At 65.1% G+C, this 26,086-nt stretch carries 16 protein-coding genes; 5 read left to right on the top strand and 11 right to left on the bottom strand.

Annotated elements, in window-relative coordinates:
- Nucleotides 1-112 precede the first annotated feature (112 nt).
- The 3 genes from JJ918_RS03710 to JJ918_RS03700 are packed head-to-tail and all read left to right on the top strand — an operon-like array spanning nucleotide 113 to nucleotide 4,867.
- Nucleotides 113-1,918, top strand: coding sequence for an N-acetylglutaminylglutamine amidotransferase (locus JJ918_RS03710; protein WP_291883420.1), 1,806 nt, complete (start codon nucleotides 113-115; stop codon nucleotides 1,916-1,918).
- A complete protein-coding gene (gene ngg, locus JJ918_RS03705) occupies nucleotides 1,915-3,720 on the top strand; it encodes an N-acetylglutaminylglutamine synthetase (protein ID WP_291883417.1) in 1,806 nt (601 codons plus the stop codon). Before JJ918_RS03710 ends, ngg begins: the two co-directional genes overlap by 4 nt.
- A complete protein-coding gene (locus JJ918_RS03700; protein ID WP_291883416.1) occupies nucleotides 3,707-4,867 on the top strand; it encodes an osmoprotectant NAGGN system M42 family peptidase in 1,161 nt (386 codons plus the stop codon). The genes ngg and JJ918_RS03700 overlap by 14 nt, the downstream gene beginning before the upstream one ends.
- 21 nt (nucleotides 4,868-4,888) lie before the next feature.
- Here JJ918_RS03700 and JJ918_RS03695 read toward each other — a convergent pair whose 3' ends face one another.
- Nucleotides 4,889-6,313 carry an MFS transporter gene (locus tag JJ918_RS03695; protein ID WP_291883413.1) on the bottom strand — a complete coding sequence of 475 codons (1,425 nt, stop codon included), beginning with the start codon at nucleotides 6,311-6,313 and terminating at the stop codon, nucleotides 4,889-4,891.
- Between the two features lie 81 nt (nucleotides 6,314-6,394).
- Nucleotides 6,395-6,853, bottom strand: a complete 459-nt coding sequence (locus tag JJ918_RS03690; RefSeq protein ID WP_367277633.1) for an Lrp/AsnC family transcriptional regulator — start codon at nucleotides 6,851-6,853, stop codon at nucleotides 6,395-6,397.
- A gap of 113 nt (nucleotides 6,854-6,966) precedes the next feature.
- Here JJ918_RS03690 and JJ918_RS03685 point away from each other — a divergent pair, with 113 nt between their 5' ends.
- A complete protein-coding gene (locus JJ918_RS03685; RefSeq protein WP_291883408.1) occupies nucleotides 6,967-8,583 on the top strand; it encodes an aminotransferase class V-fold PLP-dependent enzyme in 1,617 nt (538 codons plus the stop codon).
- Nucleotides 8,584-8,585: 2 nt separating this feature from the next.
- Here the strand turns inward: JJ918_RS03685 and JJ918_RS03680 are convergent, their stop codons facing one another.
- The 9 genes from JJ918_RS03680 to JJ918_RS03640 form a co-directional block, all read right to left on the bottom strand.
- Complete coding sequence (locus JJ918_RS03680; RefSeq protein ID WP_291883406.1) at nucleotides 8,586-9,191, bottom strand: hypothetical protein; 606 nt, start codon at nucleotides 9,189-9,191, stop codon at nucleotides 8,586-8,588.
- Nucleotides 9,192-9,307: 116 nt separating this feature from the next.
- Complete coding sequence (locus tag JJ918_RS03675; RefSeq protein ID WP_291883404.1) at nucleotides 9,308-10,279, bottom strand: hypothetical protein; 972 nt, start codon at nucleotides 10,277-10,279, stop codon at nucleotides 9,308-9,310.
- A gap of 169 nt (nucleotides 10,280-10,448) precedes the next feature.
- A complete protein-coding gene (locus JJ918_RS03670) occupies nucleotides 10,449-11,717 on the bottom strand; it encodes a DUF819 family protein (RefSeq protein ID WP_291883401.1) in 1,269 nt (422 codons plus the stop codon).
- Between the two features lie 132 nt (nucleotides 11,718-11,849).
- Nucleotides 11,850-13,880: a M13 family metallopeptidase gene (locus tag JJ918_RS03665; protein ID WP_291883398.1), complete on the bottom strand. Its 2,031-nt coding sequence runs from the start codon at nucleotides 13,878-13,880 to the stop codon at nucleotides 11,850-11,852.
- A 140-nt stretch (nucleotides 13,881-14,020) separates the two neighbouring features.
- Nucleotides 14,021-16,129: a M13 family metallopeptidase gene (locus JJ918_RS03660; protein WP_291883395.1), complete on the bottom strand. Its 2,109-nt coding sequence runs from the start codon at nucleotides 16,127-16,129 to the stop codon at nucleotides 14,021-14,023.
- A gap of 143 nt (nucleotides 16,130-16,272) precedes the next feature.
- Nucleotides 16,273-18,336 carry a M13 family metallopeptidase gene (locus JJ918_RS03655; RefSeq protein ID WP_291883391.1) on the bottom strand — a complete coding sequence of 688 codons (2,064 nt, stop codon included), beginning with the start codon at nucleotides 18,334-18,336 and terminating at the stop codon, nucleotides 16,273-16,275.
- Nucleotides 18,337-18,436: 100 nt separating this feature from the next.
- Nucleotides 18,437-21,652, bottom strand: a complete 3,216-nt coding sequence (locus JJ918_RS03650) for an efflux RND transporter permease subunit (RefSeq protein WP_291883389.1) — start codon at nucleotides 21,650-21,652, stop codon at nucleotides 18,437-18,439.
- A gap of 26 nt (nucleotides 21,653-21,678) precedes the next feature.
- Nucleotides 21,679-22,950 carry an efflux RND transporter periplasmic adaptor subunit gene (locus JJ918_RS03645; RefSeq protein ID WP_291883386.1) on the bottom strand — a complete coding sequence of 424 codons (1,272 nt, stop codon included), beginning with the start codon at nucleotides 22,948-22,950 and terminating at the stop codon, nucleotides 21,679-21,681.
- A 2-nt stretch (nucleotides 22,951-22,952) separates the two neighbouring features.
- Nucleotides 22,953-24,332 carry an efflux transporter outer membrane subunit gene (locus JJ918_RS03640; RefSeq protein ID WP_291883384.1) on the bottom strand — a complete coding sequence of 460 codons (1,380 nt, stop codon included), beginning with the start codon at nucleotides 24,330-24,332 and terminating at the stop codon, nucleotides 22,953-22,955.
- A 297-nt stretch (nucleotides 24,333-24,629) separates the two neighbouring features.
- Here JJ918_RS03640 and JJ918_RS03635 point away from each other — a divergent pair, with 297 nt between their 5' ends.
- The gene (locus JJ918_RS03635; protein ID WP_291883381.1) at nucleotides 24,630-26,024 is read left to right on the top strand and encodes an ATP-binding protein; all 1,395 of its coding nucleotides are present in this window, start codon (nucleotides 24,630-24,632) and stop codon (nucleotides 26,022-26,024) included.
- Nucleotides 26,025-26,086: the final 62 nt, after the last annotated feature.

Here is a 26,086-nt window from a genome sequence, read left to right as displayed (position 1 = left end):
GCTTGGAATGAGTTTACAGGTTGCATACCGTATTACGTGCTGACTTGATGATCGGGTCGAGTCGGGCTTTGTGGAGTGCGCAATACAGATTCAATACAGGGGGTAATATAGCATGTGCGGGATTGCCGGCGACTTGTCGTTCCAGAACTCTCCTTCCGACTCGCAAGCACTCGAGCGGATGAGCTGGGCCATGCGCCGGCGCGGACCGGATGGCGGCGGCATGGTCATTCGCGACGGGGTCGGCCTGGCCCATCGCCGTCTCAAGATCATCGATCTCACCGAAGCCGGCGCCCAACCCATGCATGACGCCCAGCTGGGCCTGACGCTCGCCTTCAATGGCTGCATCTACAATCACCGCGAACTGCGCGCCGAGCTGGAGAGCAAGGGCTATCGCTTCTTCTCCACCAGCGACAGCGAGGTGATCCTGAAGGGCTATCATGCCTGGGGGCTGGATGTGGCGAAACGCCTGTCGGGCATGTTCGCCTTCGCCATTGCCGAGCGCGACAGCGGCAAGGTGGTGCTGGGGCGCGACCGTCTGGGCATCAAGCCGCTCTACCTGTCCGAGACGCCCGGCCGCCTGCGTTTTGCCTCCAGCCTGCCGGCCCTGCTGGCCGCCGGCGATGTCGACCGCGAGCTCGATCCGGTCGCCCTGCACCAGTATTTCAGCTTCCACGCCGTCGTGCCGTCGCCGCGCACCTTGTTCAAGGGCGTGCGCAAACTGCCGCCGGCCACGCTGATGGAGATCGAGCGCGACGGCACGCGCCGCGAACACCGCTACTGGTCCTGTCCCTACGATATGCGCGAGGAGGAGCAGGGGCTCGATGCCGAGGGCTGGCGCGAGCGGATTGCCGAGGCGCTGCGCGGTGCGGTGAAGCGGCGCATGGTGGCCGATGTGCCGATCGGCGTTCTTTTGTCCGGCGGGCTCGACAGTTCGCTGATTGTGGCGCTGCTGGCCGAAGCCGGCGTGAAGGACCTCAACACCTTCTCCATCGGCTTCGAGAGCGTGAATGGGGAGGCCGGCGACGAGTTCCACTATTCCGATATCGTCGCCAGGCATTTCGGCACGCAGCACCACAAGATCGAGATCCCGGCCTCGCGCGCGCTGCGCGCCCTGCCGGAGGTGATCGCCTCCATGTCCGAGCCGATGACCAGTCATGACTGCGTCGGCTTCTTCCTCCTGTCCGAGGAAGTCTCCAAGCATGTGAAAGTGGTCCAGTCCGGTCAGGGGGCCGACGAGGCCTTCGCCGGCTATCACTGGTACCCGCCCATGGCCGGCGCGAACGATGCTTTCGGCACCTATCGCGATGCCTTCTTCGACCGCTCGCATGACGAGATGGCCGAGCTGCTGCAGCCGTCCTGGCTTGGGGGCGATCATGCCGGCGATTTTGTGCGCGACCACTTCCAGACGCCGGGCGCAGCTTCGCCCCTCGACAAGGCCCTGCGGCTGGATACCCATGTCATGCTGGTCGACGATCCGGTGAAGCGGGTCGACAACATGACCATGGCCTGGGGGCTGGAGGCGCGCGTGCCCTTCCTCGATCACGAGGTGATCGAGCTGGCGGCCCGCTGTCCCGCCGAGTTGCATCTGCAGCAGGAGGGCAAGGGCGTGCTCAAGCACCTGGCCCGTCAGGTCCTGCCGCACGCGGTCATCGACCGGCCCAAGGGCTATTTCCCCGTTCCGGCCCTGAAATACCTGCAGGGAGATTTCCTCGACATGGTGCGCGACGCGGTGCGCAGCCGGTCCTTCCGGGATCGCGGCATCGTGCAGGAGACCTATGTCGATCACCTCCTGAAGGATCCCGAAGCGCACATCACCAAGCTGCGCGGTTCCAAACTCTGGCAGATCGGTGTGCTGGCGCTGTGGCTGCAGACGCATGATGCGCCCGTGAAGCCGGCCCGGGCCGAGGTGGCTGCATGACGCGGCCCGGACCCCGACAGCCGGCCGGGGCGATCTCGCACCGGCTCCGGCGCAAGCGTGAACAGGCCCTGCTGCCGGCCGACGAGGCCATCCCGCCGGCCGAAGGCGAGGGTGAGGCGATTGTCAGCGATGCGGCGATCGATTGCGGCTGGGGGCAATTGCTGTTCGCCCATACTTTCCGCGACCAGGACACGCTGATCGACCGGCTGCTGGCGGAGAAGCCGGACCGGCGCGACATTGCCTTCTATGTGCGCGATCCGCATGTCCTGCTGGCGCTCGCGCCGCAGGAGATCTTTCTCGACCCGTCCCACACCTACCGTCTGGAACTGCCCACCTATCGCGATGCCGGCGATCCGCCGCGCGGCTTCCAGGTGCGCCGCATGGCGGCCCGCTCGGACGCCGATGCGGTAAACCGTATCTATGCGGCCTGCGGCATGGTCTCGGTCGATCCGGAGTTTTTCTGGCAGCATCGCGACAGCCGCGAGATCGTCTATTTCGTCGCCGTCGACGAGGCGAGCGGCGAGATCATCGGTTCCGTCACGGGCATCGATCACGCCCGCCTGTTCAACGATCCGGAATGCGGCGCCTCGCTGTGGTGTCTGGCGGTCGATCCGCGCGCCAATCATGCCAAGGTCGGCGAGGCGCTGACCCGGCATCTGATCGCGCATTTCTCGGCGCGCGGCTCGCGTCATGTCGACCTGTCGGTGATCCACGACAATGAGTCCGCGATCCGCCTCTACGAACGCCTGGGCTTCGAGCGCACACCCTTCTTCACGGTCAAGCGCAAGAACCCGATCAACGAGAAGCTCTTCACCGGCGGCAAGTCGCTGGAAGACGGGCTCAACCCCTATGCCGAGATCATCGTGGCCGAGGCGCGCCGCCGCGGCATTGCCGTCGATGTGCTGGACGCCGAGGGCGGTTTTTTCCGTCTGACGTTTGGCGGCCAGTCGGTCGTCTGCCGGGAATCCCTGACCGAGCGCACCTCGGCCATCGCGATGAGCCGGTGCGACGACAAGGCCGTGACGCGCCGCCTGATGACCGAGATCGGGCTGGACGTTGCCGAAGCGGTCGACGGCAATGATGCCGATGCGGCCCAGGCTCTGCTCAAGCGGGCCGGATCTGTCGTGGTGAAGCCTGCGCGGGGCGAGCAGGGCAGGGGTGTGGCCGTCGATATCCGTGATGCCGAAGGCCTCGATGCCGCCATCGCCAATGCCCGCCACTACTGTCCCGATGTGCTGGTGGAAACCTATGTGCCCGGCGACGATCTGCGCGTGATCGTGATCGACCGGGCCGTGGTCGCCGCCGCCCTGCGCAAGCGGCCGGTCGTGGCCGGCGATGGGCGCAAGACCGTGCGCGAACTGGTCGAGGGGCTCAGCCGTCGGCGGGCGGCCGCCACGGGGGGCGAGGCGCGCATTCCGCTGGATGCCGAGACCGAGCGCTGTATCGCGGCGGCCGGTTATGGCTGGGACGATGTCCTGCCGTCCGGCGAGACGCTGGAAGTGCGCCTGACCGCCAATCTGCACACGGGCGGCACGCTGCACGACGTGACCGACCTGCTTCATCCGCAGATCGTCGAGGCCTCCATCGCGGCCGCCAAGGCGCTGGATATTCCGGTCGCCGGGCTGGACTTCATCGTCAAGGCGCCGGTGCTGGACGAGTTCGTCTTCATCGAGGCGAACGAGCGTCCGGGGCTGGCCAATCACGAACCCCAGCCGGTGGTGGAGCGCTTCCTCGACCTGCTCTTCCCGCGCTCCGCCCGTATCGAAAACCTCCGTCCGGGAGCTGACCGTGTCCGAGCTTGAAATCGACGAAACCTATCTGCGCGAAACCCTCAAGACGCTGCTCACCATCCCCAGTCCGAGCGGCTATACCGACAAGATCGCCCGCTGGTGCTGCGAGGAGCTGGAGCGGCTGGGGATCGAGTATGAGCTGACCCGGCGCGGCGCGATCCGGTCGCGCCTGCCGGGGCGCGAGGAACAGCCCGCCCGCGCCATCATCTCCCATGTCGACACGCTGGGCGCCCAGGTCTCCTACATCAAGGAGAATGGCCGTCTGTCGCTGGCGCCGATCGGGCACTGGTCGGCCCGCTTCGCCGAAGGTGCCCGCTGCACCCTGTTCACCGAGCATGGCAGTTATCGCGGCTCGATCCTGCCGCTGAAGGCCTCGGGCCATGTCTACAACAAGGAAATCGATACCCAGCCGGTTGCCTGGTCGCAGGTCGAACTGCGCATCGACGCGCCGGTCCACAACGACATCGACGCCGCGGCCATCGGTGTCGCCTCGGTGAGCATGAATTCGCTGGGCATTGCCGTCGGCGATTTCGTGGCCATCGACCCGTGTCCGGAATTCCTGGGCAATGGCTTTATCGTCTCGCGTCATCTGGACGACAAGGGCGGGGTTGCCGCCATGTTCGCCGTGCTCAAGGCGCTCAAGGAAAGCGGGGCCGAACTGCCGGTCGACACACTTTTCCTGTTCTCGATCTCTGAAGAGGTCGGCGTCGGCGCCTCCTCCATCTTGACCCATGACGTGGCCTCGATGGTCGCGGTCGATAATGGCGCTGTTGCGCCCGGCCAGAACTCCAAGGAGACCGGCGTCACGATCGGCATGGCCGACATGACCGGCCCGTTCGACTATCACCTCACGACCAAGCTGATCCATCTGGCCAAGAGCAAGCAGATCCCTTTCCAGCGCGACGTGTTCCGCTATTACCGTTCGGACGCGGCCTCGGCCATCGAGGGCGGGGCGGATGTGCGCACGGCGCTGGTGACCTTCGGTATCGATGCGTCGCACGGCTATGAACGCGTCCACGAGAACGCGCTCTTCTCCGTCGCGCGCCTGTTGAAGGCCTATGCGCTGAGCGCAGTCGAGATCGAGCGCGATGCCGAGCCGTCGGGCGATCTGGAAGGTTTCACCGACCAGCCGACCGAGCCGGCCGAAGCCGGCGAATAGGGCAAAAGGGGCTGGGCTGCGCTAGGAGCGCCAGTAGCCGTCTTCCTCGTCATCATCGTCGAAGGCGTCGTCGTCGATATCGTCCTCGTCATCCATCACCAGGCCGGAATCGGCGAAGGCCATGGCGGTATCCTCGTCTTCCTCACCGGTTTCGGTTTCCGCCTCCTCGCTGGCGATCTCCGTAAGCTCATAGACCGAGACACTGGTCGCCGAGGTGGCCTCGAAGCCGGCCTTGTCGGTATCCTTCGCCGGCGGCTTGCCGGTGCGGCGGTAGAGCATGGCGCCGAAGAGGCCGAACAGGATCACCGCGGCGTAGAGGAAGAGGCCCGACGTGCCCACCAGGCTCATCGTCGCGCCGGCAATCACCGGGCCGATCATCGCGCCGGTGGCATAGACCGTCAGAATGCCCGACATCATGTTGGTCGCCTGGCCCTCGTCCGCGCGGTCGGCAGCATGGGCCGCGGCAATGCCGTAATAGGATTGCGCCCCGGCCCCCCAGATGCCGGCAATCACGAAGACCGCGATCAGCGGCAGCACGCTGGACATCAGCCCCAGCACCACGCCCGCAATCCCGGCCGTGACCGCCAGGGCGGCGATCACGAGGCGGCGGTCGATCCGGTCGGAAATCATCCCGGCCGGCCATTGCGCGATCACGCCGCCGCCGACCATGAAGGCAGAGAAGACCGCTGCCGTGGCGGCGACGGACTCGGTTCCCATCCCGCCGACATAGACGGCGTAGAGCTGCATCACCGCACCATTGACCAGGCCGGCAGACCCGGCGGCGATCACGGCGGACGGTGCCGTCTTCCAGATCCGCAGCGGACCGAAGGGCTCGGCCGAGGGCGCGGCCGGCTGGGCGCGATTGGTGGCGGTCGCCGGGATCAGGCTGGCGGTGTAGAGCGCAGCCACGATCATGAAGCCGACGGCCGCGCCGGGCGGCACCGAGGCAACGAGGAAGGGGCCGAGGATGAAGCCGATCTTGGCGGTCACCAGGTAGAAGCTGAGAATGGCGCCGCGCTTGTCGCTGGGGGCAGCGTCCGCCACCCAGCTTTCGCCGGAGGCGAGGAAGCCGGCAACGCACACGCCCATGATGAACTGCATCGCCAGCCACCAGGCCAGGGCGTCGCTGACATAGAGCAGGGCGGCGGCAATCGAGGTCACGCCGGCAAAGGCGGCAACAGCACGGATGTGGCCGATGCGGCGGATTTCCCGCGGGGCAAAGTGGGCGCCCAGCAGGAAGCCGAAGGCATAGCCGGAGACAATAGTACCGATCTTCAGCGTCGAGGCGCCGCCGGAAATCAGCGCAAGCGGTCCCACCACGGAGAGGGCGCCCGCTGCCATCTGCAGCATGGCCAGGGCCAGCACGATCGCGGCGACATTTCGATAGCTTTCGCCCCGGCGCCGGGGCTCGGGGTCCAGGGCGGTGTCGACGGTCGGATCGGTCATGATGGGCATCAGGGGGTCAGCTCGCGGACAGGGCGAAGCTTCGCCCATCGCGTGCCCCGTATCAAGCGTGCCAAGTGCCCGTCAAATGGGAAGTTTTGTCGTATTCTTGATCGCTTCCATGGCAAAGCTGGCGCTGACATCGGACAGGGGCGCAATGGCGATCAGCTTCTTGTAGACCTCGTCATAGGCCCGCACGTCCGGCAGGCAGAGCTTGATCAGATAGTCGATATCGCCGCTCAGCCGGTAGAATTCGACCACTTCCGGCATGCGGCGCACGCCTTCGGCAAAACGCCCGAGCCATTCCGCATCATGCCGGCTGGTGCGCACCGCGATGAACAGGGTGGCCTGCAGGCCCAGCGCTTCCGGGTCGAGCAGGGCGACGTGTTTCCGGATGATGCCGGCCTCGGCAAGACGCTTCAGGCGCCGGGCGGTCGGCGTCGCGCTGAGCCCGATCAGGTCGGCCAGTTCCTGCACCGTCCGGTCGGAGTCGGTCTGGATCTCGCGCAGAAGCCGGCGGTCATAGTCGTCAATCTCCACGATCTGTCTCCCTGTTGGTGAAAATCACCATATTGCTGCGGAGGGTGGGTTTCAATTGGCGAAAATGACCCTTGAAAACATGGTCTAGTCGCTCTCCAGTCAGGAGGGATGAGACCATGTTCGACGAAAGCCGCACCGAAACCCTCATCGATCGGGTCCGTGCCGGACTTGCGGGCGGCGATGTGCGGCTGGAAACGCCGTTCGGCTCGCGGCCGCTCTTCTATGCCGACTATACGGCATCCGGCCGCGCCCTGGCGGAGATCGAGGCGGTCATGCAGCGCCTGGCGTCGGACTATGCCAATCCCCACACCGAGGACAGCGCGACCGGCCGGGCCAGCAATGCCTGGATGCGCGAGGCGGAACGCATCATCAAGTCGGCGGTCAATGCCGGCCCCGGCGATTGCCTGATTCCGTGCGCTGCCGGTGCAACGGGCGCGATCCACAAGCTGCAGGAAATCCTCGGCCTGGCCATTCCGCCTGCCACCCGCGCCGCGCTGGGCGGGCTCGACGACCACGAGCCCGATACCGTCGTCTTTGTCGGTCCCTACGAACACCATTCCAACGAGCTGACCTGGCGCGAGAGCCTGGCCGAGACGGTGACCATTCCGCTGGCTGCCGATGGCGGGATCGACCTGTCCGCCCTCGCCGCCGCCCTCTCGGATCCGCGTCATGCCGGCAAACGCAAGATCGGCGCCTTCTCCGCGGCGTCGAATGTCACCGGGGTGCGCACGGATGTCACCGCTCTGGCGCGCTGTCTGCACGCGCATGGTGCCATTATGTGTCTGGATTGCGCCGCCAGTGCACCCTACCTGCCGATCGACATGCACCCGTCCGATCCGGAAGCGGCGATCGACGCGGTGTATTTCTCGCCCCACAAATTCGTCGGCGGTCCGGGCAGCTGCGGCCTCCTCCTGTTCAACAGTGCACTCTATCCCGAACACTTGCCGCCGACCCTCTCCGGCGGCGGTACGGTGCGCTATGTCTGGCCGGGCGGGCATGATTTCATCGACGATATCGAAGCGCGCGAACGGGCGGGCACGCCGGGCCTGCCGCAGTTCGTCCGCGCCGCCCTGACCCTGCAGCTGCAGGCGGAAATCGGTCATGACACGATCGCGGCGCGCGAACACCGGGCGCTGGAAACGGCCCTGTCCCGCTGGGCGGCCAATCCGCGGATCGAGGTTCTCGGCCCGGCCGATCCCGTCCGTCGCATCGGGATCGTCTCCTTCAACCTTTTGAGCCGGAACGGAAATCGCATCCCGCCGCGCCTGGTGACGGTGCTGCTGAACGATCTGTTCGGGATCCAGTCGCGCGCCGGCTGTTCCTGCGCCGGCCCCTATGGCCATCACCTGCTCGGCATCGGGGATGACGAGACGATGGCGATCCGCGAGCGGGTTCTCGCTGGCGAAACCGGCGCGCGTCCGGGCTGGTGCCGGGTCAGCCTGCACTGGACGATGAGCGATGATGATGTCGATTTTCTCGTCTCCGCCGTCGAATTCCTCGCCGAGCATGCCGACGTGTTTGCCCGCTTCTACGACTGCGACGAACGGACCGGCAGCTGGGCCTGGGGCGGCGGCGAGCCGGCGCGCCAGGAAACGGGTTTCCCGAAGCGCCTGCTGTCAGAGCAGCAGTTTGCCCGGAGCTGCGAAGCGGTGCGGGATCTGCGCGAATTGCGGCGCGAAGCCTTCGCCACCGCGAGAGACGTGCTGGCGCGCTTCAGCGATCCGGTTCACTAAATTCAGACAGGCCGCCGATGGCGCAGAACGCCTTCGCTCGCCAGCAGCCGGTCGATGGCCTCGCGCTGATCGGCCGTCGCGAGCGTTCGCCGTGGATAAAGCGGTGAGGCGCTGTCGCGGTCATCGATCCAGGGCGCGTCCCACAATTCGGTATTGCGGATAAAGGCCCGGGCCCGGGCCTCGCCGCCGGTCTCAAGACAGCCAACCAGACAGGTGTCGACATAGGATTGCGGGATGGGGTGGCCGGCATCGGCCCGGACCTGTTCGCGGTTCACCACGATCCAGTAGCGACCGTCGGGCAGGGCGCCGTGCTCGGGATCGGCCGGCAGCACGGTCTCGCGCGGCAGTTCGGTAAAGACATAGCCGCGCTCGCGGTGACGCAGGGCATCGGTGATCTCGGTCGGCACCAGTGCCGCGTCGAGCGCATGCCCGGGGGCAGTGCGGACACCGGCATAGGTCGCGGCCTCGTCGGTGTACCGGACCGTCCAACCCCGGCGCCAGCCGAGCGCGATGACCGGCCGCGCCGGCTCGGTCAGACCGGAATAGGTGGTGCGGCTGAAGCTGGAAAGCAGGCTGCCATAGCCGACGACATAATCTCTGGCTGACATGGTGACGTCCCGGTTTGCTGCGGCCCGAAAAGGCAAACGGCGCGAGCTTGCGCCCGCGCCGTTCATCTTGGGTCCGGTGCCCCCCGGGTCCAGACCTGAATTGCAGTCCGTGCGCCTTATTGCGCCCGGCGGCTGGTGCGCGTGGAGTAGGAGACCTGCGCCACCGGAACTTCTTCCGAATAGCTGTCATCCTGCACCTGCACGTCCGTGCCGTAGAGATAGGTATTGCCGTGCTGCGGTGCCGGAGCAGCCCGGTTCTGCGCGACAGCCGGGATTTCGGTGCTGGTCGGCGGGTTGTAACCCGGCAGCTCGATGTCCTCGCAGTCGACCAGGCGCCATTCCCAGCGCTCTTCGGTGCGCAGGGAGTAGCGGGTGACGGTTTCCGTCTCCACCGGCACGACATGGCTGTCGACGCTGGCGTGCTGATCGACGACCTGGATGCGGTAGGTGTCGCGCAGTTCCTCGATCGGAACCTGCTCGAAACGCGCTTCCTGCACGAGCACGTCGCGCGTGATGGTAGCGTATTCCGCGGGGTGCTCGACTTCGCGGATCTGGGCCGGTTGCACCACGATATTGCGGGTGACGGTGCGGTATTCGCCCTCTTCCTCGACGAGACACCAGACTTCGCCGGTCTCGCTGTCGAAGCGGGTCATCTGGGCACCCGGCGTATAGCCCCGGCGCCAGACCATGCGCGGTTCGCGGACCATGATGGTCTCGGTCACCGTATCGTGGACCGCCGGTTCGACGACGTATTCCACGTAGGCCGGACGGACCTGCACCGTCTCGGTGACGGTCTCGTAGACCGGCTCGGTGACGATGTAGCGCATCCCGGCTTCGCGGGAGATGTATTCGCGGCGCTCGTCGCGCAGGCGCGGCGGGGCCACGGTGTAGCGCTCATAGCTGTCCTGCGTAGTGACCTGTTCGGAATAGGCGTCGTATTCCGGCGCGATCCGGACGCGCGCGTAACACTCGCCGGCTGCCGCGCTGTTCGGCGGATCCGGCGGGAACCATTCGGCATCGCCGGCAAAAGCGGCCGATGCCGAGATGAGTGCGGCGGCTGAGCCGCACAGGAGCGTGTGTCGGAGCATGTGATTCCCCCTCTGTCGACACTGCGGGCGCCGTTGGTACGGGCTCGCAAATCGAGCGGATGCTAGCGCAAATTGCAGGCATGGTTAAGAAAGATTAACCATGCCTGCCCGAAAAACACCCATCAGGGGAATTCGTGACGGATATTCCCTATCTAGTTGTTTTTGTGCGCTATGGCGTAACCGTCGCACCCATCATGGCCATCATGATGTAGCCCGTCATCATGGCCGCCCAGGTGCCGACAATGTAGCCGACCACCGCCAGCAGGACGCCGACCGGTGCCAGCGAAGGATGGAAGGCGGACGCCACCACCGGTGCCGAGGCCGCCCCGCCGATATTGGCCTTGGAGCCGACCGCGATGAAGAAGGTCGGTGCCTTGATCAGCCAGGCGACGGCGAGCAGCAGGGTGACGTGCACCGCCATCCAGATCAGGCCGATGATGAAGAATTCGGTGTTCCGGAAGATCGCCGTGATGTCCATGCGCAGGCCGATGGTCGCGACCAGGACATAGATGAACACCGAGCCGACCTTCATCGAACCGGCCCCGGTCAGCTGGCGAGCGCCGGTGAAGGACAGGGCGACGCCGGCGACGGTGGCGATCAGCATCAGCCAGAAGAAGCCGGAATCGAGTCCGAAATCGGCCAGGGCCGGCATGTTCGCTCCGATCCACGGTCCCATGATGTCGGCGACGACATGCGCCAGACCGGTCATGCCCAGGCCGATGGCAATGATGATCATCAGGTCCTTGAGCTCGGGCACGCGCGCATGCTCCTGCTCGAACTGTTCGGCCTTGGCGCGCAGTTCGTCGACGGCACCGGCATCGGCGTTCAGGAAGCGGTCGATCTGCTTGGCGTTGGCGACGCCGAGCAGCAGGACGGCCATCCAGATGTTCGCAACAATGATGTCGACGGCGATCCAGGCCGAATAGACCTCGCTGCCGGCGCCGAAGAATTCGTACATCGCGGCCTGGTTCGCGCCGCCGCCGATCCAGGTGCCTGCGACGGTCGCCATACCGCGCCAGACGGCATCCGGTCCGGTCACACCGACCACGTCGGGGAAGAGGATGCTGGCAATGAACAGAGCAACCGGGCCGCCGATCACGACACCGATCGTGCCGGTGAAGAACATGATGAGCGCCTTGGGGCCCAGCCGCAGTGTCGCCGGCAGGTCGGCGGACATGGTCAGAAGCACCAGGGCGGCCGGCAGGAGATAGCGCGAGGCGACGAAATAGGTCTGAGACTCTTCCGGATCGACAATGTTGAAGAGGTTCAGCAGCGACGGCAGGAAGTAGCAGAGCAGAAGGGGCGGGAAGATCCGGTAGAAGGTCTTGGCGGCCTTGTTCTGCAGGCTGGAGGTCCAGAATACGGCGCCCAGAAGCAGGGCGAGCAGGCCCATGACAACGGCATCATTGCTCACCAGTGGTGCGGTTTCGGCTTCCATGATCTCCCCTCGTGGATCGCGTCTGCTTTTATAGGGGGCGGATAAGACCGGGTTTGGTGCGTGCGGGCAAGGCCGCAACGCAAAACGGCCCGGTCGCAGGACCGGGCCGTTTCCTTGTGCGTGGCGAACTGCCTACCAGATAGAGACGCGCTCTTCCGGCGGCAGGTAGAGGTCGTGTTCCTCGGTCACGCCGAAGGCCTCGTACCAGATGTCCATGTTCCGCACGACGCCATTGGTCCGGTACTGGCCGGGGCTGTGCGGGTCGGACAGGAGCTGCGCCCGGGCCGCATCTTCCAGCTGCAGGACGCGCCAGACCTGCGCCCAGGACAGGAAGAAGCGCTGCGCCGGCGTGTAGCCGTCGAGCTCTTCGGGAACGTCATGCTCGGCGGCGTACATCTGGAAGGCCCGCCAGGCCATCGAGAGACCGCCGATATCGCCGATATTCTCGCCCAGCGTCAGCTGACCGTCGACATTCATACCCTCGACCGGCGAGAACTGCTCGTACTGCGCCACGATCTGGTCGGTGCGGGCGTCGAACTGTTCGCGCGAGGTTTCGGTCCACCAGTTGCGCAGCACGCCTTCGCCGTCGGACTGGCTGCCCTGATCGTCGAAACCGTGACCGATTTCGTGGCCGATCACGGCACCGATGCCGCCGAAATTGACCGCCGGGTCTGCGTTCGGGTCGAAGAAGGGACCCTGCAGGATGGCAGCCGGGAAGACGATCTCATTGCCCGTGGAGTTGTAATAGGCGTTCACCGTTTGCGGCGACATGCCCCATTCCCAGTGGCGGATCGGGCCGCGCAGACGGTCGCGGCTGTCGGCGCGGAACCAGGCATTGACGCGCTCGGCATTGCCGAACAGGTCGTCTTCGCGAATCTCGATGCTGGAATAGTCGGGCCAGACATCGGGATAGCCGATCTTCGGCAGGAAGGTTTCCAGCTTGGCCAGCGCTTCGGTCTGGGTCTCTTCATCCATCCATTCGAGCGTCTCGATACGCTCACCGAGGGCGGCGCGCAGATAGCCGACCAGTTCTTCCATCTGGGCCTTGTGCTCGGCCGGGAAGTATTGCTCGACATAGATCTGGCCGATGGCCTGGCCCAGATTGCCGTTGACGAACTGGATCGCCCGGCGGTCACGCGGACGCGGCTCTGCCGTACCGCTCAGGGTGCGGCCCCAGAAGTCGAAGGAGCGCGCGTAGACCTCTTCGCTCAGAAGGTTGGCAGAAGCGTTGAGATAGCCGAATGCCAGATAGTCCTGCCAGGTCTCGACGGGCGTGTTCTGGAAGATGGTGGCAGCGGCCTCGATGGCGGACGTCTGGGAGACGATGAAATTCGTCTGGTCGGCAAAATCGCTGCCGTCGAGGAAGGCGGTCCAGTCGAACTCCGGCGCAAACTCGCGCAGCTCGTCCAGCGTCATCGGGTTGTAGGTCGCGACGCGGTCGCGGGTCTGGGCCGGCGTCCAGTAAACCTCGGCCAGCGCCGTTTCCAGTGCGATGATCCGGTCGGCCCGGGCCTCGCCATCCTCATAGCCCAGGAAGCCGAACATGTCGGCGATGTAGGACCGGTAAGCCGCGCGGTATTCCACGAAACGCTCGTCATCGAGCAGGTAGTAGTCGCGCGTCGGCAGGTGCAGACCGCCCTGGTTGATGTAAACGATGTAGTGGCTGGGATCGCCTTCATTGCGCGAGATATTGGTGCCGATCATCGACGGATAACCCGGCAGGCCGAACAGGCGGGCAATATCTGCGTGGGTTTCGGCGTCGGCGATCGGGGCCAGGCCCGGACGCACCGGGTCGATGCCGCGGGCATTGATCGTGTCGATATCCATGTAGCTCGCATAGAGATCGCCGACCTGCTGGGCGAGCGTACCGGCTTCGGCGTCGGAGGCAGCGGAGTCCTGGATGATCCCCTCGATCCGGTCTTCTGAACGCAGATAGAGCTCGTGGAAGGCGGTGTAGGACGAGAAGCCGGCCGGGATTTCGGTGTTCTCGAGCCAGCCTTCGTTCACATAGCGGAAGAAGTCATTGCCGGGATGGATCGAGGTGGAGATGTGCTGGGTCTCGACGCCCCACTCCCCCAGCTCCGCGTCCTGGGCCTGGGCCCAGCCGGACACTGCAAGGCAAAGCGCAAGGCCGGCCGTGCCGGCGCGCAGGATGGATTTCATGGATTTTCCCCATTTGAAACTAGACAGCATGGGGAAGATGCCGGGCGAAGCCCGTCGGCTGTGTGAGGATTTCCTTACGGTTCAGCAAGAAAAAAGGCCCGGTCTTGCGACCGGGCCTGTTCCTGTAAACCTGGGCTCGTCTACCAGATGGAGACGCGCTCTTCCGGCGGCAGGTAGAGGTCGTCATCCTCGGTCACGCCGAAGGCCTCGTACCAGACGTCCATGTTCCGCACGACGCCGTTGACGCGATATTGCGACGGGCTGTGCGGGTCGGTGGTCAGACGCGAAACCAGGGCGTCCTCGGTGTAGAGGCGGCGCCACACCTGGCCCCAGGCCAGGAAGAAGCGCTGGTCCTGGCTGAAACCGTCCAGCTCGGCCGGGACTTCATTGTCCGCGGCGTAGAGCTGGAAGGCCCGGTAGGCCATCGAGAGACCGCCGATATCGCCGATATTCTCGCCCAGTGTCAGGCGCCCGTCGACATGCATGCCCTCGACCGGCGAGAACTGCTCGTACTGTGCCACGATCTGGTCGGTGCGGGCATCGAACTGCTGGCGCGAGGTTTCGGTCCACCAGTTGCGCAGCACGCCGTCACCATCGGACTGGCTGCCCTGGTCGTCGAAGCCGTGGCCCATTTCGTGACCGATCACGGCACCGATACCGCCGAAATTCACGGCCGGGTCGGCATAGGGGTCGAAGAAAGGACCCTGCAGGATGGCGGCCGGGAAGACGATCTCGTTGGAGGTCGAGGAATAATAGGCATTCACCGTTTGCGGTGACATGAACCATTCCCAGTCGCGGATCGGGCCGCGCAGCCGATCGCGGCTGTCGGCACGGAACCAGGCATTGATCCGCTCATTATTGCCCCACAGGTCGCCTTCGCGGATCTCGATGCTGGAATAGTCCGGCCAGACATCGGGATAGCCGATCTTCGGCAGGAATTTGTCCAGCTTGTCGAAGGCTTCGACGCGGGTTTCGTCGTCCATCCACTCCAGCGTCTCGATACGCTCGCGCAGGGCGGCCCGCAGATAGCCGACCAGCTCGTCCATCTGCTCCTTGTATTCCGGCGGGAAGTAGCGCTCGACATAGATCTGGCCGATGGCCTGACCCAGATTGCCGTTGACGAACTGGATCGCCCGGCGGTCGCGCGGGCGCGGCTCTTCCGTACCGTTCAGCGTGCGGCCGTAGAAGTCGAAGGAGCGGTCGTAGAAGGCTTGCGTCAGCTGGTCGCGATGGCTCTCCATCCAGTGGAAGGCGAGATAGTCCTTCCAGGTCTCGACCGGGATTTCGCTGAACAGCTGGGCCTGCGACTGGATCGCCGTGTTCTGGCGCACCACGAATTCTTCCTGGTCGGCAAAGTCGAGGGCCGAGAAGAAGCTCTCCCAGGGGAAGCCGGCGGCGTAACCGCTGACATCCTCGGCGGACATCAGATTATAAGTCGCCACGCGGTCGCGGCTCTCGGCGCGCGTCCAGTGGATTTCCGCCAGCGCGGTTTCCAGATCGAGGATCGCCTGGGCCCGCTCGGCGCCATTGTCCATGCCGATCATCTCGAACACGTCGGCGATGTATTCCAGATAGGCGGTCCGATAGGTCTCGAAGCGTTCGGTGTCTTCCAGATAGTAGTCGCGGTCCGGCAGGCCGAGGCCGCCCTGGCTGACCGAGACGATATAGCGCTGGGGATTGCCCGGGTCGCGGCCGACATAGGCCCCGAAGATCGACTGGGTGCCCGGCGCGCCCATCAGGCTGGCGATGTCGTCATGCGACTGGGCCGCCGCGATGCGCTCGAGGCCAGGGCGGGCCGGGTCGAGGCCCAGTTCTTCCAGACGGTCGGTGTCCATGTAGGAGGCGTAGAGATCACCCACCTGCTGCGGCAGCGTGCCGTCGGCGGCGTCGCTTTCAGCGGATTCCAGGATGATCCCCTCGATCCGGTCTTCGGACCGCAGATAGAGTTCGGTGAAGGAGCCGAAATTGGAGAAGCCGGCCGGGATCTCGGTCGTGTCGAGCCAGCCTTCATTGACGTAGCGGAAGAAGTCGTCGCCCGGATCGACCGTGTCGGAGATGTGCTGGGTCTCGACACCCCAGTCGCCCAGTTCCGGAGAATGCTCATTGCTCGCGGTTTCGGTCCCGGCGTCATGGCTCTCGCCGGACGCGCCGGTCTCGGCGGCCGGCGTTTCGTCTTCAGGCTGTTCGCCGGCCGGCTGGCAGGCGGCGAGCAGAGCAAGGCACGCCGTGCCCAGAAGCAGTTTCTTCATGGTAACACTCCCCAATCGGTCTGATTCATGAAACTTGCCGGAAACACTAGGGCGCGAAAGCGAAGTCGCAAAGGCTGAGCCTGCGTTTTCCGGCGACACACAAGGAAAAACGGCCCGGCTTGGGAAGCCGGGCCGTCAAGCATCTACCAGATGGAAACGCGTTCCTCGGGCGGCAGGTAGAGGTCGTCCTCTTCCGTCACGCCGAAGGCCTCGTACCAGGCATCGAGATTCCGCACGACGCCGTTGGTGCGGTATTGCGACGGGCTGTGCGGGTCGGTGGTCAGGCGCGAGATGAGGTTGTCCTCGCGATAGAGGCGCCGCCACACCTGGGCCCAGGCCAGGAAGAAGCGCTGGTCGCCGGTAAAGCCGTCGATCACCGGGGCCTCGCCATTGCAGCAGGCGTCGAGATGGCGGTGATAGGCGGTGTAGGCCATCTGCAGGCCGCCCAGGTCGCCGATATTCTCACCCATGGTGAAAGTGCCGTTCACGAAACGGCCCTCGACGGGCGAGTAGCCGTCATACTGGGCGCCGAGCCGGTCGGCGCGTTCCTCGAAACGCTCATTCGTCTCGCTGGTCCACCAGTCGCGGATGGCGCCCGTTTCATCGAAGCGGCGGCCCTGGTCGTCAAAGCCGTGGCCGATCTCGTGACCGATCACTGCGCCGATGCCGCCATAATTGACCGCGGCGTCGGCGTGCGGATCGAAGAAGGGCGGCTGCAGGATGCCGGCCGGGAAGGTGATCTGGTTCATCAGCGGGTTGTAGGACGCGTTCACCGTCTGCGGCGGGTAGGGCCATTCGCCCCGGTCCACCGGGCCGGCGAGATCCTCGACCTGCTCATTCCAGCCGAACTCGCGCAGGCGCACGATATTGCCGAAAATGTCGTCAGCGCGGATTTCCAGCGCGGAATAGTCCTGCCACTCGTCCGGGTAACCGATGCGCGGCTCGAAGGTGGAAAGCTTGGTCAGCGCGTTGGCGCGGGTCTCGTCATCCATCCATTCGAGCGATTGCAGGCGTTCTTCGAAAGCGGCCGTCAGGTTCGCGACCAGCTCTTCCATCGCGTCCTTGGACGAGGGCGGGAAGTGGCGCTCGACATAGATCTGGCCGACGGCCTCGCCCAGCTGGCCACCGACGAGGTTCACGCCGCGGCGATCGCGCGGGCGCTGTTCCTCGGTACCGTTCAGGACCGCGCCATACATGTTGAAGCTGGCCTGGTCGAAGGCTGCCGGAAGCTGGGCCGCATTCGAGCGCAGGAAGTGGAAGGTCATGTAATCCTTCCAGACGTCGACCGGGGTTTCCTCGAAGATCGCACCGGCGCCTTCGATGGCGCTCGGCTGGGCGACCAGATAGGTGGCAACGCCATCGAGGCCGAGCTGGGCCATCGCCTGCGGAAAGCCGAATTGCGGTGCCAGCGTATCGAGCTGGTCGATCGGCATGGGATTGTAGATCTTCTGGATGTCGCGGCTGTCGGCCTGGGTCCAGTGAACCTCGGCGAGGCGCGTTTCCAGGGCCAGGATCGCATCGGCCTTGGCCTCACCGTCCTCGATCCCCGCGAGCGCAAACATCTCCGCGATGAAGGCGCGATAGGCGTCACGATATTCTGCGTTCTCGTCTTCCAGATAGTAATCGCGATCCGGCAGGCCGAGGCCGCTCTGACCGACGAAGACGGTGTAGCGCGTCGTGTCGGCCGGATCGGGGATGATGCCGACGCCGAACGGGCTTTGATGGTGGATTGTCGCGAACAGCGCGTTGATATCGTCATGCGTGGACGCAGCAGCGATCTCGTCGAGATAGGGCTGGGCCGGAGCCAGGCCGCGTTCCTCGATCGCTGCCGTGTCCATCCAGGATCCGTAAAGGTCGCCGACCTTCTGTTCGACCGTGCCATCTGCTGCGTTCTGGGCAGCCAGCTCGGTGATGATTTCCTGCACGTGCACTTCCGCTTCCAGTGCGAGCTCGGTGAACATGCCGTAGTTGGAGCGGTCTGCCGGGATTTCGGCTTCGTTGAGCCAGGTGCCGTTGGCATACTGGTAGAAATCGTCGCCGGCATCGATCTCAGTATTCATGCCCGCAAGATCGAATCCCCATTCGCCGATCTCGGGCTGTCCGGCCGGTTGTGTGACGGCAGCAGAGTGTTCCGGTTGTGCGGTATCGGTCTGGCCACAGGCGGCGACCAGCGCCAGCACCGCGGTGCCAAGCAGCAGCTTCTTCATAGGATGCATCCCCAAAATACGCTTCGCGAAAATGTTTCGCCCCGCGTTGTGTACAACGCGGGGCGAGACTTGGCTATTCAGCGGATGTGTTGTCCGCGGCCTATTCGGCAGGCGTTTCTTCCAGATGCCCCGGAAGCTCGCCGTGCGCGAAGTCGGTATCGGTGTAGTGCTCACCCAGCCGCGGCTGGCGCTCGCCGGTCCACATGGCGCGGAACAGGCGGGCGATGTCGACCCCGATGGCGTACATGGCCGGGACCAGCAGCAGGGTCAGGAAGAGGGCAAACACGACCGCAAAGCCCAGTGCCACGACCATCGGCTTGAGGAACTCCGCCTGGGTCGAGGTTTCCGCCATCATGGGGAAGATGCCCAGGAAGGTGGTCACCGAGGTCAGCAGGATCGGGCGGAAACGCTGCACGCCGGCATCGACCAGGGCCTGGAAGGCACCCACGCCGTTGGCCCGCAGGCGGTTCACGAAGTCCAGCAGCACGAGGTTGTCGTTGATCACGACCCCCGCGGCTGCCCCGACGCCGAAGTAGGAGAACAGGGCGATCGGCATGCCGAACAGGAAGTGTCCGAAGATCGCGCCAGTCAGGGCGAACGGGATTGCCACCATGATGGCCAGCGGTTGGAAGTAGGACTTAAAGGCCACGGCCAGCAGGATGTACATCGAGCCCAGGGCCAGGATGAGCAGGTTGATCAGCTCGGCCACAAACTCGCGTTCACCTTCGGCCTGGCCGATCTCGTCCCGCGACAGGCTGGGGAATTGCGCGTCGAAAGTCGGGAAGAAGTCCTCGTTCAGGCTCTGGTTGATGTCGCCGCGCGCCGCCGGATCGGACAGCTCGGCCGACACCGTGACGGTGCGCATGCCGTTGCGGCGGTTGATCCGGTTCAGACCCGGTGCGAAGTGCGCCTCGGCGACCGAGGACAGCGGCACTTCACGACCGTCGCTGGTGCGGATGCGGATTTCCTGCAACGTGTCCAGCGAGCGGCGGGACGCCTCGTCCATGCGGATCATCACCCGCACGTCCTGGCCATCGCGCGGCAGGCGCTGGGCTTCCTCACCGTAGAAGGACTGGCGCACCTGACGGGTGACGTCCTGCAGCGTCAGGCCGACGGCCTGGGCGTTGGGGCGCAGGCTGAACTGCAATTCCTCGGTCGAGGTCTGCAGGCTGTCGACCACATCGTAGAGCGTGTCATAGCTGCGCAGCTGCTCTTTCAGGGCATCCGCCGCTTCACGCAGGGTGGCCAGGTCCGGGTGGGACAGGGCGAAAGTCATGCGGCTGCCGCCATCATTGATGGTGGAGTCCAGGCGCACTTCCTCGGCGTCCGGGATCGGACCCAGGAATTCGCGGATCTGCTGCGCGACGTCAGCCGTGGGCAGATGGCCCGGGCGTTCCGCCGGCACAGCCAGCTCGATCCAGGCCCGCACCCGGCCATCGGACGCGATGGTGGAGCGGCTTTCGATCATGTCGTTCTCGCCGGGATACTCCTGACGATAGTACTCGAGCGCTTCCGCCTGGGCGTCGTCCAGCTGCTGGCGGACCTGTTCGGTCCGGTTCCAGGGCGTGCCCTCGGCCAGCTGGATATTCACCTGGATCGTCTCGTTTTCGATCTGCGGCATGAAAACGGAACCCACGCGGTTCGTCATCAGCAGGGCGATGGAGACCAGGAAAATCATCAGGAAGCCGACCAGCGTCGCATACCGGTTGCGGATCGCCAGTTTGGCGGCCGGCCGGTAGATGTTGCGGGCAAACCAGATCAGCGAGTTGGCAATCGACCGCTGGAACTTGATCAGCGGGCCGAAGAGGCCTTTCTCCGACTGCGGCTTCATGTGCGAGAGGTGGGCCGGCAGGATCAGCAGGGACTCGACCAGCGAGAAGGCGAGGGCAGCAATCACGACCAGCGAGATCTGCCGCGTGAACTGCACTTCCGGACCGGTCAGCAGCATCCAGGGCGAGAACATCATGATCGTCGTGATGACCGCGAAGATGACCGGCTTGGCCACCATCTGGGTCCCGATGATCGACGCCGTCAGGCCCGGCTCACCGCGTTCGACCCGGTCGTGAATGTTTTCCCCGACCACGATGGCGTCGTCGACCACGATCCCGATGACGATCAGGAAAGCAAACAGCGACAGCATGTTCAGCGACACGCCCATCATCGGCAGGATCAGGAAGGCGCCGCCGAAAGCGGTGAAGATGCCGACCGTCACCCACAGCGCCACGATCGGACGCAGGAAGAGGAAGAGCGTGATCAGGACCAGGATGCCACCGAACAGCGCGGAGCTGGAAATCGTCTCCATGCGGTCGGAATACATTTCCGAATTGTCCCACCACAGCGAGATGCTCACGCCTTCTGGCAGTTCGGCCTGTTTGCGTTCGATGAAGTCATGGACGGCGGCGGCGGTATCGACCACGTCGATACCGGGCGATTGCTCGACCACAATCAGCACCATGGTCTCGCCGTTGTAGGTGGCTTCCATATTGCTGTCGACGAAGCCGTCGGTGACCCGGGCCACGTCACTGATACGCAGTGTGCCGCCGGCACTGGTCTGGCGGATGATGATGTTTTCGAACTCGGGCGCCGTATCGGCCAGCTGGCGTGCGGTCAGGCCGAATTCACCCAGCTCGGTCCGCACGGTACCGGCGGAGGCGTTGAGCGACGAAGCCCGCACGGCCCGCACGATCTCGTCGAAGGACAGGTTGTAGCGGCGCAGATTGTCCTCGGAGACCTCGATCGAGACTTCTTCGCCGCGCGAGGCCCAGAGATTGACGATGGATGCGCCGGGCAATTGGGCGACCTCGTCGCGAACTTCGCGGCCGATCGCCTGCAGGTCGCGCCGGTCGATATCGCCATGGACGGCAAAACCGACGACCTGTTCCTGATTGCGCCACTGCGACACGATCGGTCGATAGGCCGATGGCGGCAGGTTGTTCACCGAGTCGACTTCAAGCTTGATGTTGTCGATGAACTCGCCGATGTCGACGTTGCGCTTGCCCTCGATATTGACGTAGCCGACGCTTTCACGGGCGGTCGAGGTGATGGTCTCGATCCCGTCCATGTCCGCGAGCGCTTCCTCGATACGGACGACAATCTGCTCTTCGATGTCCTGGGGCGAGGCGCCGGGCCAGGAGACCGACACGGTCGCGCCGTTGAAGGACGCCGTCGGGAAGACTTCCCGGTTGAGCATGTTGTAGCCCAGGAAACCGCCGACGATGGCGACGATCATCAGCAGGTTGGCGGCGACGGAATTGCGTGCCCACCAGCTGACGATGCCCCCGGGCACCTGGTCGTGTGTCTTGTTGGGATCGGTCATGACCGCTTCCTCTCCTGCCTTCGGGCCTAACCGGCGCTCGCCACGGCGTTCTCGCCGTCGGCAACGCTTTCACCGGTTTCCTCGCCTTCCGGCGCTTCTTCATAATTGGCCGAGTAGTCGGCGAGCTGCTCGCCATCGGCATTGTAGGTGTGCACGCGCATGCCGTTGCTGGCGCCACGGATCGGCGAGACCACGACCAGGTCACCCGCTTCGACACCGCTCGAAACGATGACGCGTTCCGGGCTGGAGTCGATGATGTCGACCGTATGGATCTCCAGCGTACCGCCTTCGCGGACGATATAGACGCTGTCCTCGCCGCGCAGGGCGTTGCGGGGGATGATGTAGGCGTTGTCGACTTCACGCCCCTGGATGGCAGCGTTGACGAACAGGCCGATAGCCAGCGGCGCGCCGTCATCGGCACCCGAACCATAGGGGTCGGTCACTTCCGCGATGGCGTACAGGACGCGGGTTTGCGGATCGATGGCGCTGTCGGTGCGCGTGATGCGGCCTTCCCACTCGTGATAGCCACCGGCAACTGTCGCCGACAGGACCACCGGGACGCCGCCGCGTTCATCGTTGGCCGCGTTGTAGGCGACCGGAATGCCCAGCAGGGACAGGTCATGATCGGTCAACGGCAGGCGCACCAGCACGGTGTCGGTTGCGAAGACTTCACCCAGATTGGTGCCTGGCGAGACATACTGGCCAAGGCCGGCATTCTTCGAGCGGACCCGGCCGGCGAACGGTGCAGAGATGCGCGTGCGCTGCAGGTCCAGGCGGGCCGATTGCAGGGCTGCCTGCGCGGCGGCCAGCTGGGCGCGTGCCTCTGCCAGTTGCGGTTCGCGCAGGGTCAGGGCCGAAGCCTCGCCTTCGCCGAGCTCGGCCCATTCACTTGCGGCCAGTTCGGATTCGGCCTGTTCGCGCGCCAGGGCCTGCTGGGCCTGGGCGACCTGGGCAGAGGCCCGGGTGACCGCCAGACGGTAGTCGGCATCATCGATCTGGATCAGGGTTTCACCGGCCTCGAAGAAACCGCCCTCGATGAAGTCGGGATTCACGAATGTGATGCGGTCCGCCACCTGCGGCACCAGGTTGATCTGGGTGCGCGGCTGGGCCTCGCCCTGGGAGTCGACGGTGAGGGCAATTTCGCCCCGCTCGGCTTCCGCGACGAAAACGGCGACCGGCCGCGGCGCCGAATTGGCCCGCTGCGGCTGCGGTTGCGTTGCGAACAGCATGAAGAGAACTGCAGCACCGACGACGGCAACACCGCCGATGATGACGAAACGTCCGATGAGCTTACCCATGATTATTCTCCTGTCGGGGCGGCCGGGTCTGCGGACTGGGCCGCGGAGAAATCGCCGGCGATGGCGAGATAGAGGTCGACACGATTGGCCGCGCGCTCGCGGCGTGCCGAGATGTACTGGCTTTCGGCGCTGATGCGCCGGGACTGGGCATTGAGCAGGTCGAAGATGGTCGCTACGCCGCTGGCATACTGGCGGATCACGAGATTTTCGGCCTCGGCAGCCTCTTCGTAGGCCTGGCGCAGATTGTCCACGCGCTGGGCCAGGATGGCGTCCGCGTCGATCGCGTTTTCGGCTTCCTGCCAGGCGGTCAGCACGGTGGAGACATAGCTGGCCAGCTGGGCTTCGGCATTGGCCTGGGCCTGATCGCGGGCGCCACGCAGGGCGCCGCCATTGAAGATCGGGCCTGTCAGGCTGGCCGTCAGGCTGGAAACCAGCGAGTCCAGATCGAACATGTCGTCGACATCGGCACCGCCCGTACCCGAGCTGCCATTGAGTGACAGGCTGGGATAGAGGGCCTTGCGGGCGGCATCGGCGCGCAGGCCGGCCGACTGCAGGCGGCGTTCGGCGGCGCGCACGTCGGGACGGCGCGTCAGCAGGGCTTCCGGGGTCCCGATATCGCCGACCAGGCCCAGTTCCGGGAAGTCGCCTTCCGGAGCGAGGCGGGCAGCCGGGTAGCGGCCCAGCAGCGCTTCCAGGCTGCGCGAGGCCGCTGCTTCGGCGCGCCGGCGCGAGGCCAGGGCCGCTTCGGACGATGCCAGGGCCGAGCGGGCCGTGCGGACGTCGGAGCTGCGGACCAGGCCGCGGGCAAAGCGGCGTTCCGTCAGGTCGAGCGAGGACTGGCGGGTCGCCAGGTCGCGTTCGGCCAGTTCGGTCTGGAGATGGGCCTCGATCAGCGAGAACCAGCCCTTGGCAACCAGGCCGGCTACGGACAGCTGCGATGCGCGAACATCGTCGGCGGCCGCTTCGGCGTCCAGCGCACTGGCGTTCGCGCCATCGGCGACCCGGCCCCACAGATCGGCTTCCCACGCGGTCGAAAGACCCAGCGAAAAACTGTCACTGCCCGAGCCGGTGTTGCGCTCGGTGCGGGTGTAGTCCATCCCACCGTTCAGAGACGGCAGGCGGTCGGAACCCGCAACCCGTGCCGCAGCCCGGGCCGCGCGATAGCGGGCGAAGGACTGGTTGAGGCTCGGATTGGTGTCGAAGGCTTCGTCGATCAGTGCGGACAGCCGGGCATCGCCCAGCTCGGCAACCCAGTCCCGGGAAGCCTGTGCACCTGTATCCCTTGGAGCTGCAGCCCACTGCGCCGGTGCGTCCGGAAGACCATCCCCGGCCTGATAGGCCGGAAGGCTGGCGCAGGACGCCGTGGCAAGGGCCGTAGCCAAAACTAACAAACTTTTACGCATGCGTTGTCCCCGCACGTCACGATCTCGATGATTTTTGCATCCTAGAAAGGGCATCTCGAAAGTCAACAGATTTTTATCGAAAAACACTAAATCGATAGCGAATGGCATGAAAACTCTCTCGATTTTCGAGATGCATCCCTGGTGCGTCCCGGTTTCCGGTGGCGTCACGGCTTCGCGTGGCACTGCGAATATGCGATAGAGCTTCAACTAGCCCGTGGGCACTTATTTTTTTGTTAGATGCCCCGGCTTGCCGGATCGGATGCAAACGGAGTCAGAATGAGGCAGCCTTCTGCAGACGAACGGCCCCTGATCCGGATCCGGCGCCGGGATACGGCAGCCGTTGCAGCCCTTGGCGCGATCGTCATCCTGTTGTTCTGGATGTTCGGGGAGCTCGGCTTCGTCGAGACCCTCGTCGCTATTGCCACTATAGCAGGACTGTCGACATTTTATTACCTGACCGTGTCGACCACGCTGAACCCTGCGCGCGGGCCGGATGTGGATGACAGTGCGCCCGCACCGGTGGACCCGCAGGCCCGCGCCCAGCACATGCTGGACAGCCTGCCGATCCCGGTCCTGCTGATCGGGGCCGGCGGCCGGATCGAGCTGGCCAATCCGGCGGCGCGGGAATTTCTCGGCCTCGGCTCGGCGGCGGGGCACCTGTCCGCCGTGCTGCGCCAGCCGCAGGTGCTTGAAGCGGTCAGCACGGCGCTGCGTGGTCAGGCCGTCGATCCGGTTGAGTACTCCATGATGGCACCGGTCGAGAGCCATGTGCGCGCTTTCGTGGCGTCGTTGCGGGCCGAGGACGACCGGGTCATGCCCTGGCGGGCCATGCTGGTGCTTTCCGACGAAACCTCGATCAAGCGCGCCGACCGCATGCGGGCCGACTTCCTCGCCAATGCCAGCCACGAGCTGCGCACGCCGCTCGCTTCGCTGGCGGGCTTTATCGAGACGCTGCGGGGGCATGCGCGCGATGACAGCGAGGCGCGCGAGCGCTTTCTGGGCATCATGTTCGACCAGACCGAGCGCATGCAGCGTCTGATCAATGACCTGTTGTCCCTGTCGCGGGTCGAGATGGACGAGCACGTCCCGCCCAGCAGCGAGACCGATCTGTCGGCCCTGGTCGAGGATGCCCGCGACTATCTGCGGCCGCAGCTGGAGGAGAAGGCGATCCGCCTCACCGTGCGCAAGCCGGCCTCGGCACCGGCTATCGGCGACCGCGATCAGCTGATGGAAGTGCTGCTCAACCTGATCGAGAACGCGATCAAATACTCCCCCGAAGGCTCTGCCGTGCAGATCGAGATCGCCGGACCACTGATGCGCGACGAGGCCGAACGTCCCGAGCTGGTGCTGGGTGCGCAGGCCAGTCGTCTCACACTGGCCGCGCCGGCCTCGGAACCGCGCGAGCGGTATTTCGCGGTTCGTATCCGCGACGAGGGCAAAGGAATCGAACGCCGGAACTTGCCGCGCCTGTCCGAGCGATTCTATCGCGTCGACGGCCAGAAGAGCGGTCCGAAGGAGGGAACCGGTCTCGGACTGGCCATCGTGAAGCATATCGTGAACCGCCACCGCGGCGGCTTCACGGTCGAGAGCGCTCCGGGCGAAGGGTCTGTATTCTCGGTCTTCTTGCCGGTTCCTGCCGCGGTGCGCGAGCGGGCCCGCGAAAGCGTCTGACGGCTGTGTCTGCAGACTGGCCGTGCGTTGTCACAAAACTGTAGCGACTCTGTCATAAACGG

The sequence above is a fragment of the Maricaulis sp. genome (assembly GCF_017642925.1).
GTDB lineage: Bacteria > Pseudomonadota > Alphaproteobacteria > Caulobacterales > Maricaulaceae > Maricaulis.
Note: the sequence above shows the minus strand (reverse complement) of the source record. Positions and strands in the feature narration are given on the sequence as shown.

Bases quoted from the DNA above. Each gene is read 5' to 3' on its own strand.
- JJ918_RS03710 (WP_291883420.1), top strand. From the start codon at position 113: ATGTGCGGGATTGCCGGCGACTTGTCGTTCCAGAACTCTCCTTCCGAC.
- ngg (WP_291883417.1), top strand. From the start codon at position 1,915: ATGACGCGGCCCGGACCCCGACAGCCGGCCGGGGCGATCTCGCACCGG.
- JJ918_RS03695 (WP_291883413.1), bottom strand. From the start codon at position 6,313: ATGACCGATCCGACCGTCGACACCGCCCTGGACCCCGAGCCCCGGCGC.
- JJ918_RS03685 (WP_291883408.1), top strand. From the start codon at position 6,967: ATGTTCGACGAAAGCCGCACCGAAACCCTCATCGATCGGGTCCGTGCC.
- JJ918_RS03680 (WP_291883406.1), bottom strand. From the start codon at position 9,191: ATGTCAGCCAGAGATTATGTCGTCGGCTATGGCAGCCTGCTTTCCAGC.
- JJ918_RS03675 (WP_291883404.1), bottom strand. From the start codon at position 10,279: ATGCTCCGACACACGCTCCTGTGCGGCTCAGCCGCCGCACTCATCTCG.
- JJ918_RS03670 (WP_291883401.1), bottom strand. From the start codon at position 11,717: ATGGAAGCCGAAACCGCACCACTGGTGAGCAATGATGCCGTTGTCATG.
- JJ918_RS03665 (WP_291883398.1), bottom strand. From the start codon at position 13,880: ATGAAATCCATCCTGCGCGCCGGCACGGCCGGCCTTGCGCTTTGCCTT.
- JJ918_RS03660 (WP_291883395.1), bottom strand. From the start codon at position 16,129: ATGAAGAAACTGCTTCTGGGCACGGCGTGCCTTGCTCTGCTCGCCGCC.
- JJ918_RS03655 (WP_291883391.1), bottom strand. From the start codon at position 18,336: ATGAAGAAGCTGCTGCTTGGCACCGCGGTGCTGGCGCTGGTCGCCGCC.
- JJ918_RS03650 (WP_291883389.1), bottom strand. From the start codon at position 21,652: ATGACCGATCCCAACAAGACACACGACCAGGTGCCCGGGGGCATCGTC.
- JJ918_RS03645 (WP_291883386.1), bottom strand. From the start codon at position 22,950: ATGGGTAAGCTCATCGGACGTTTCGTCATCATCGGCGGTGTTGCCGTC.
- JJ918_RS03635 (WP_291883381.1), top strand. From the start codon at position 24,630: ATGAGGCAGCCTTCTGCAGACGAACGGCCCCTGATCCGGATCCGGCGC.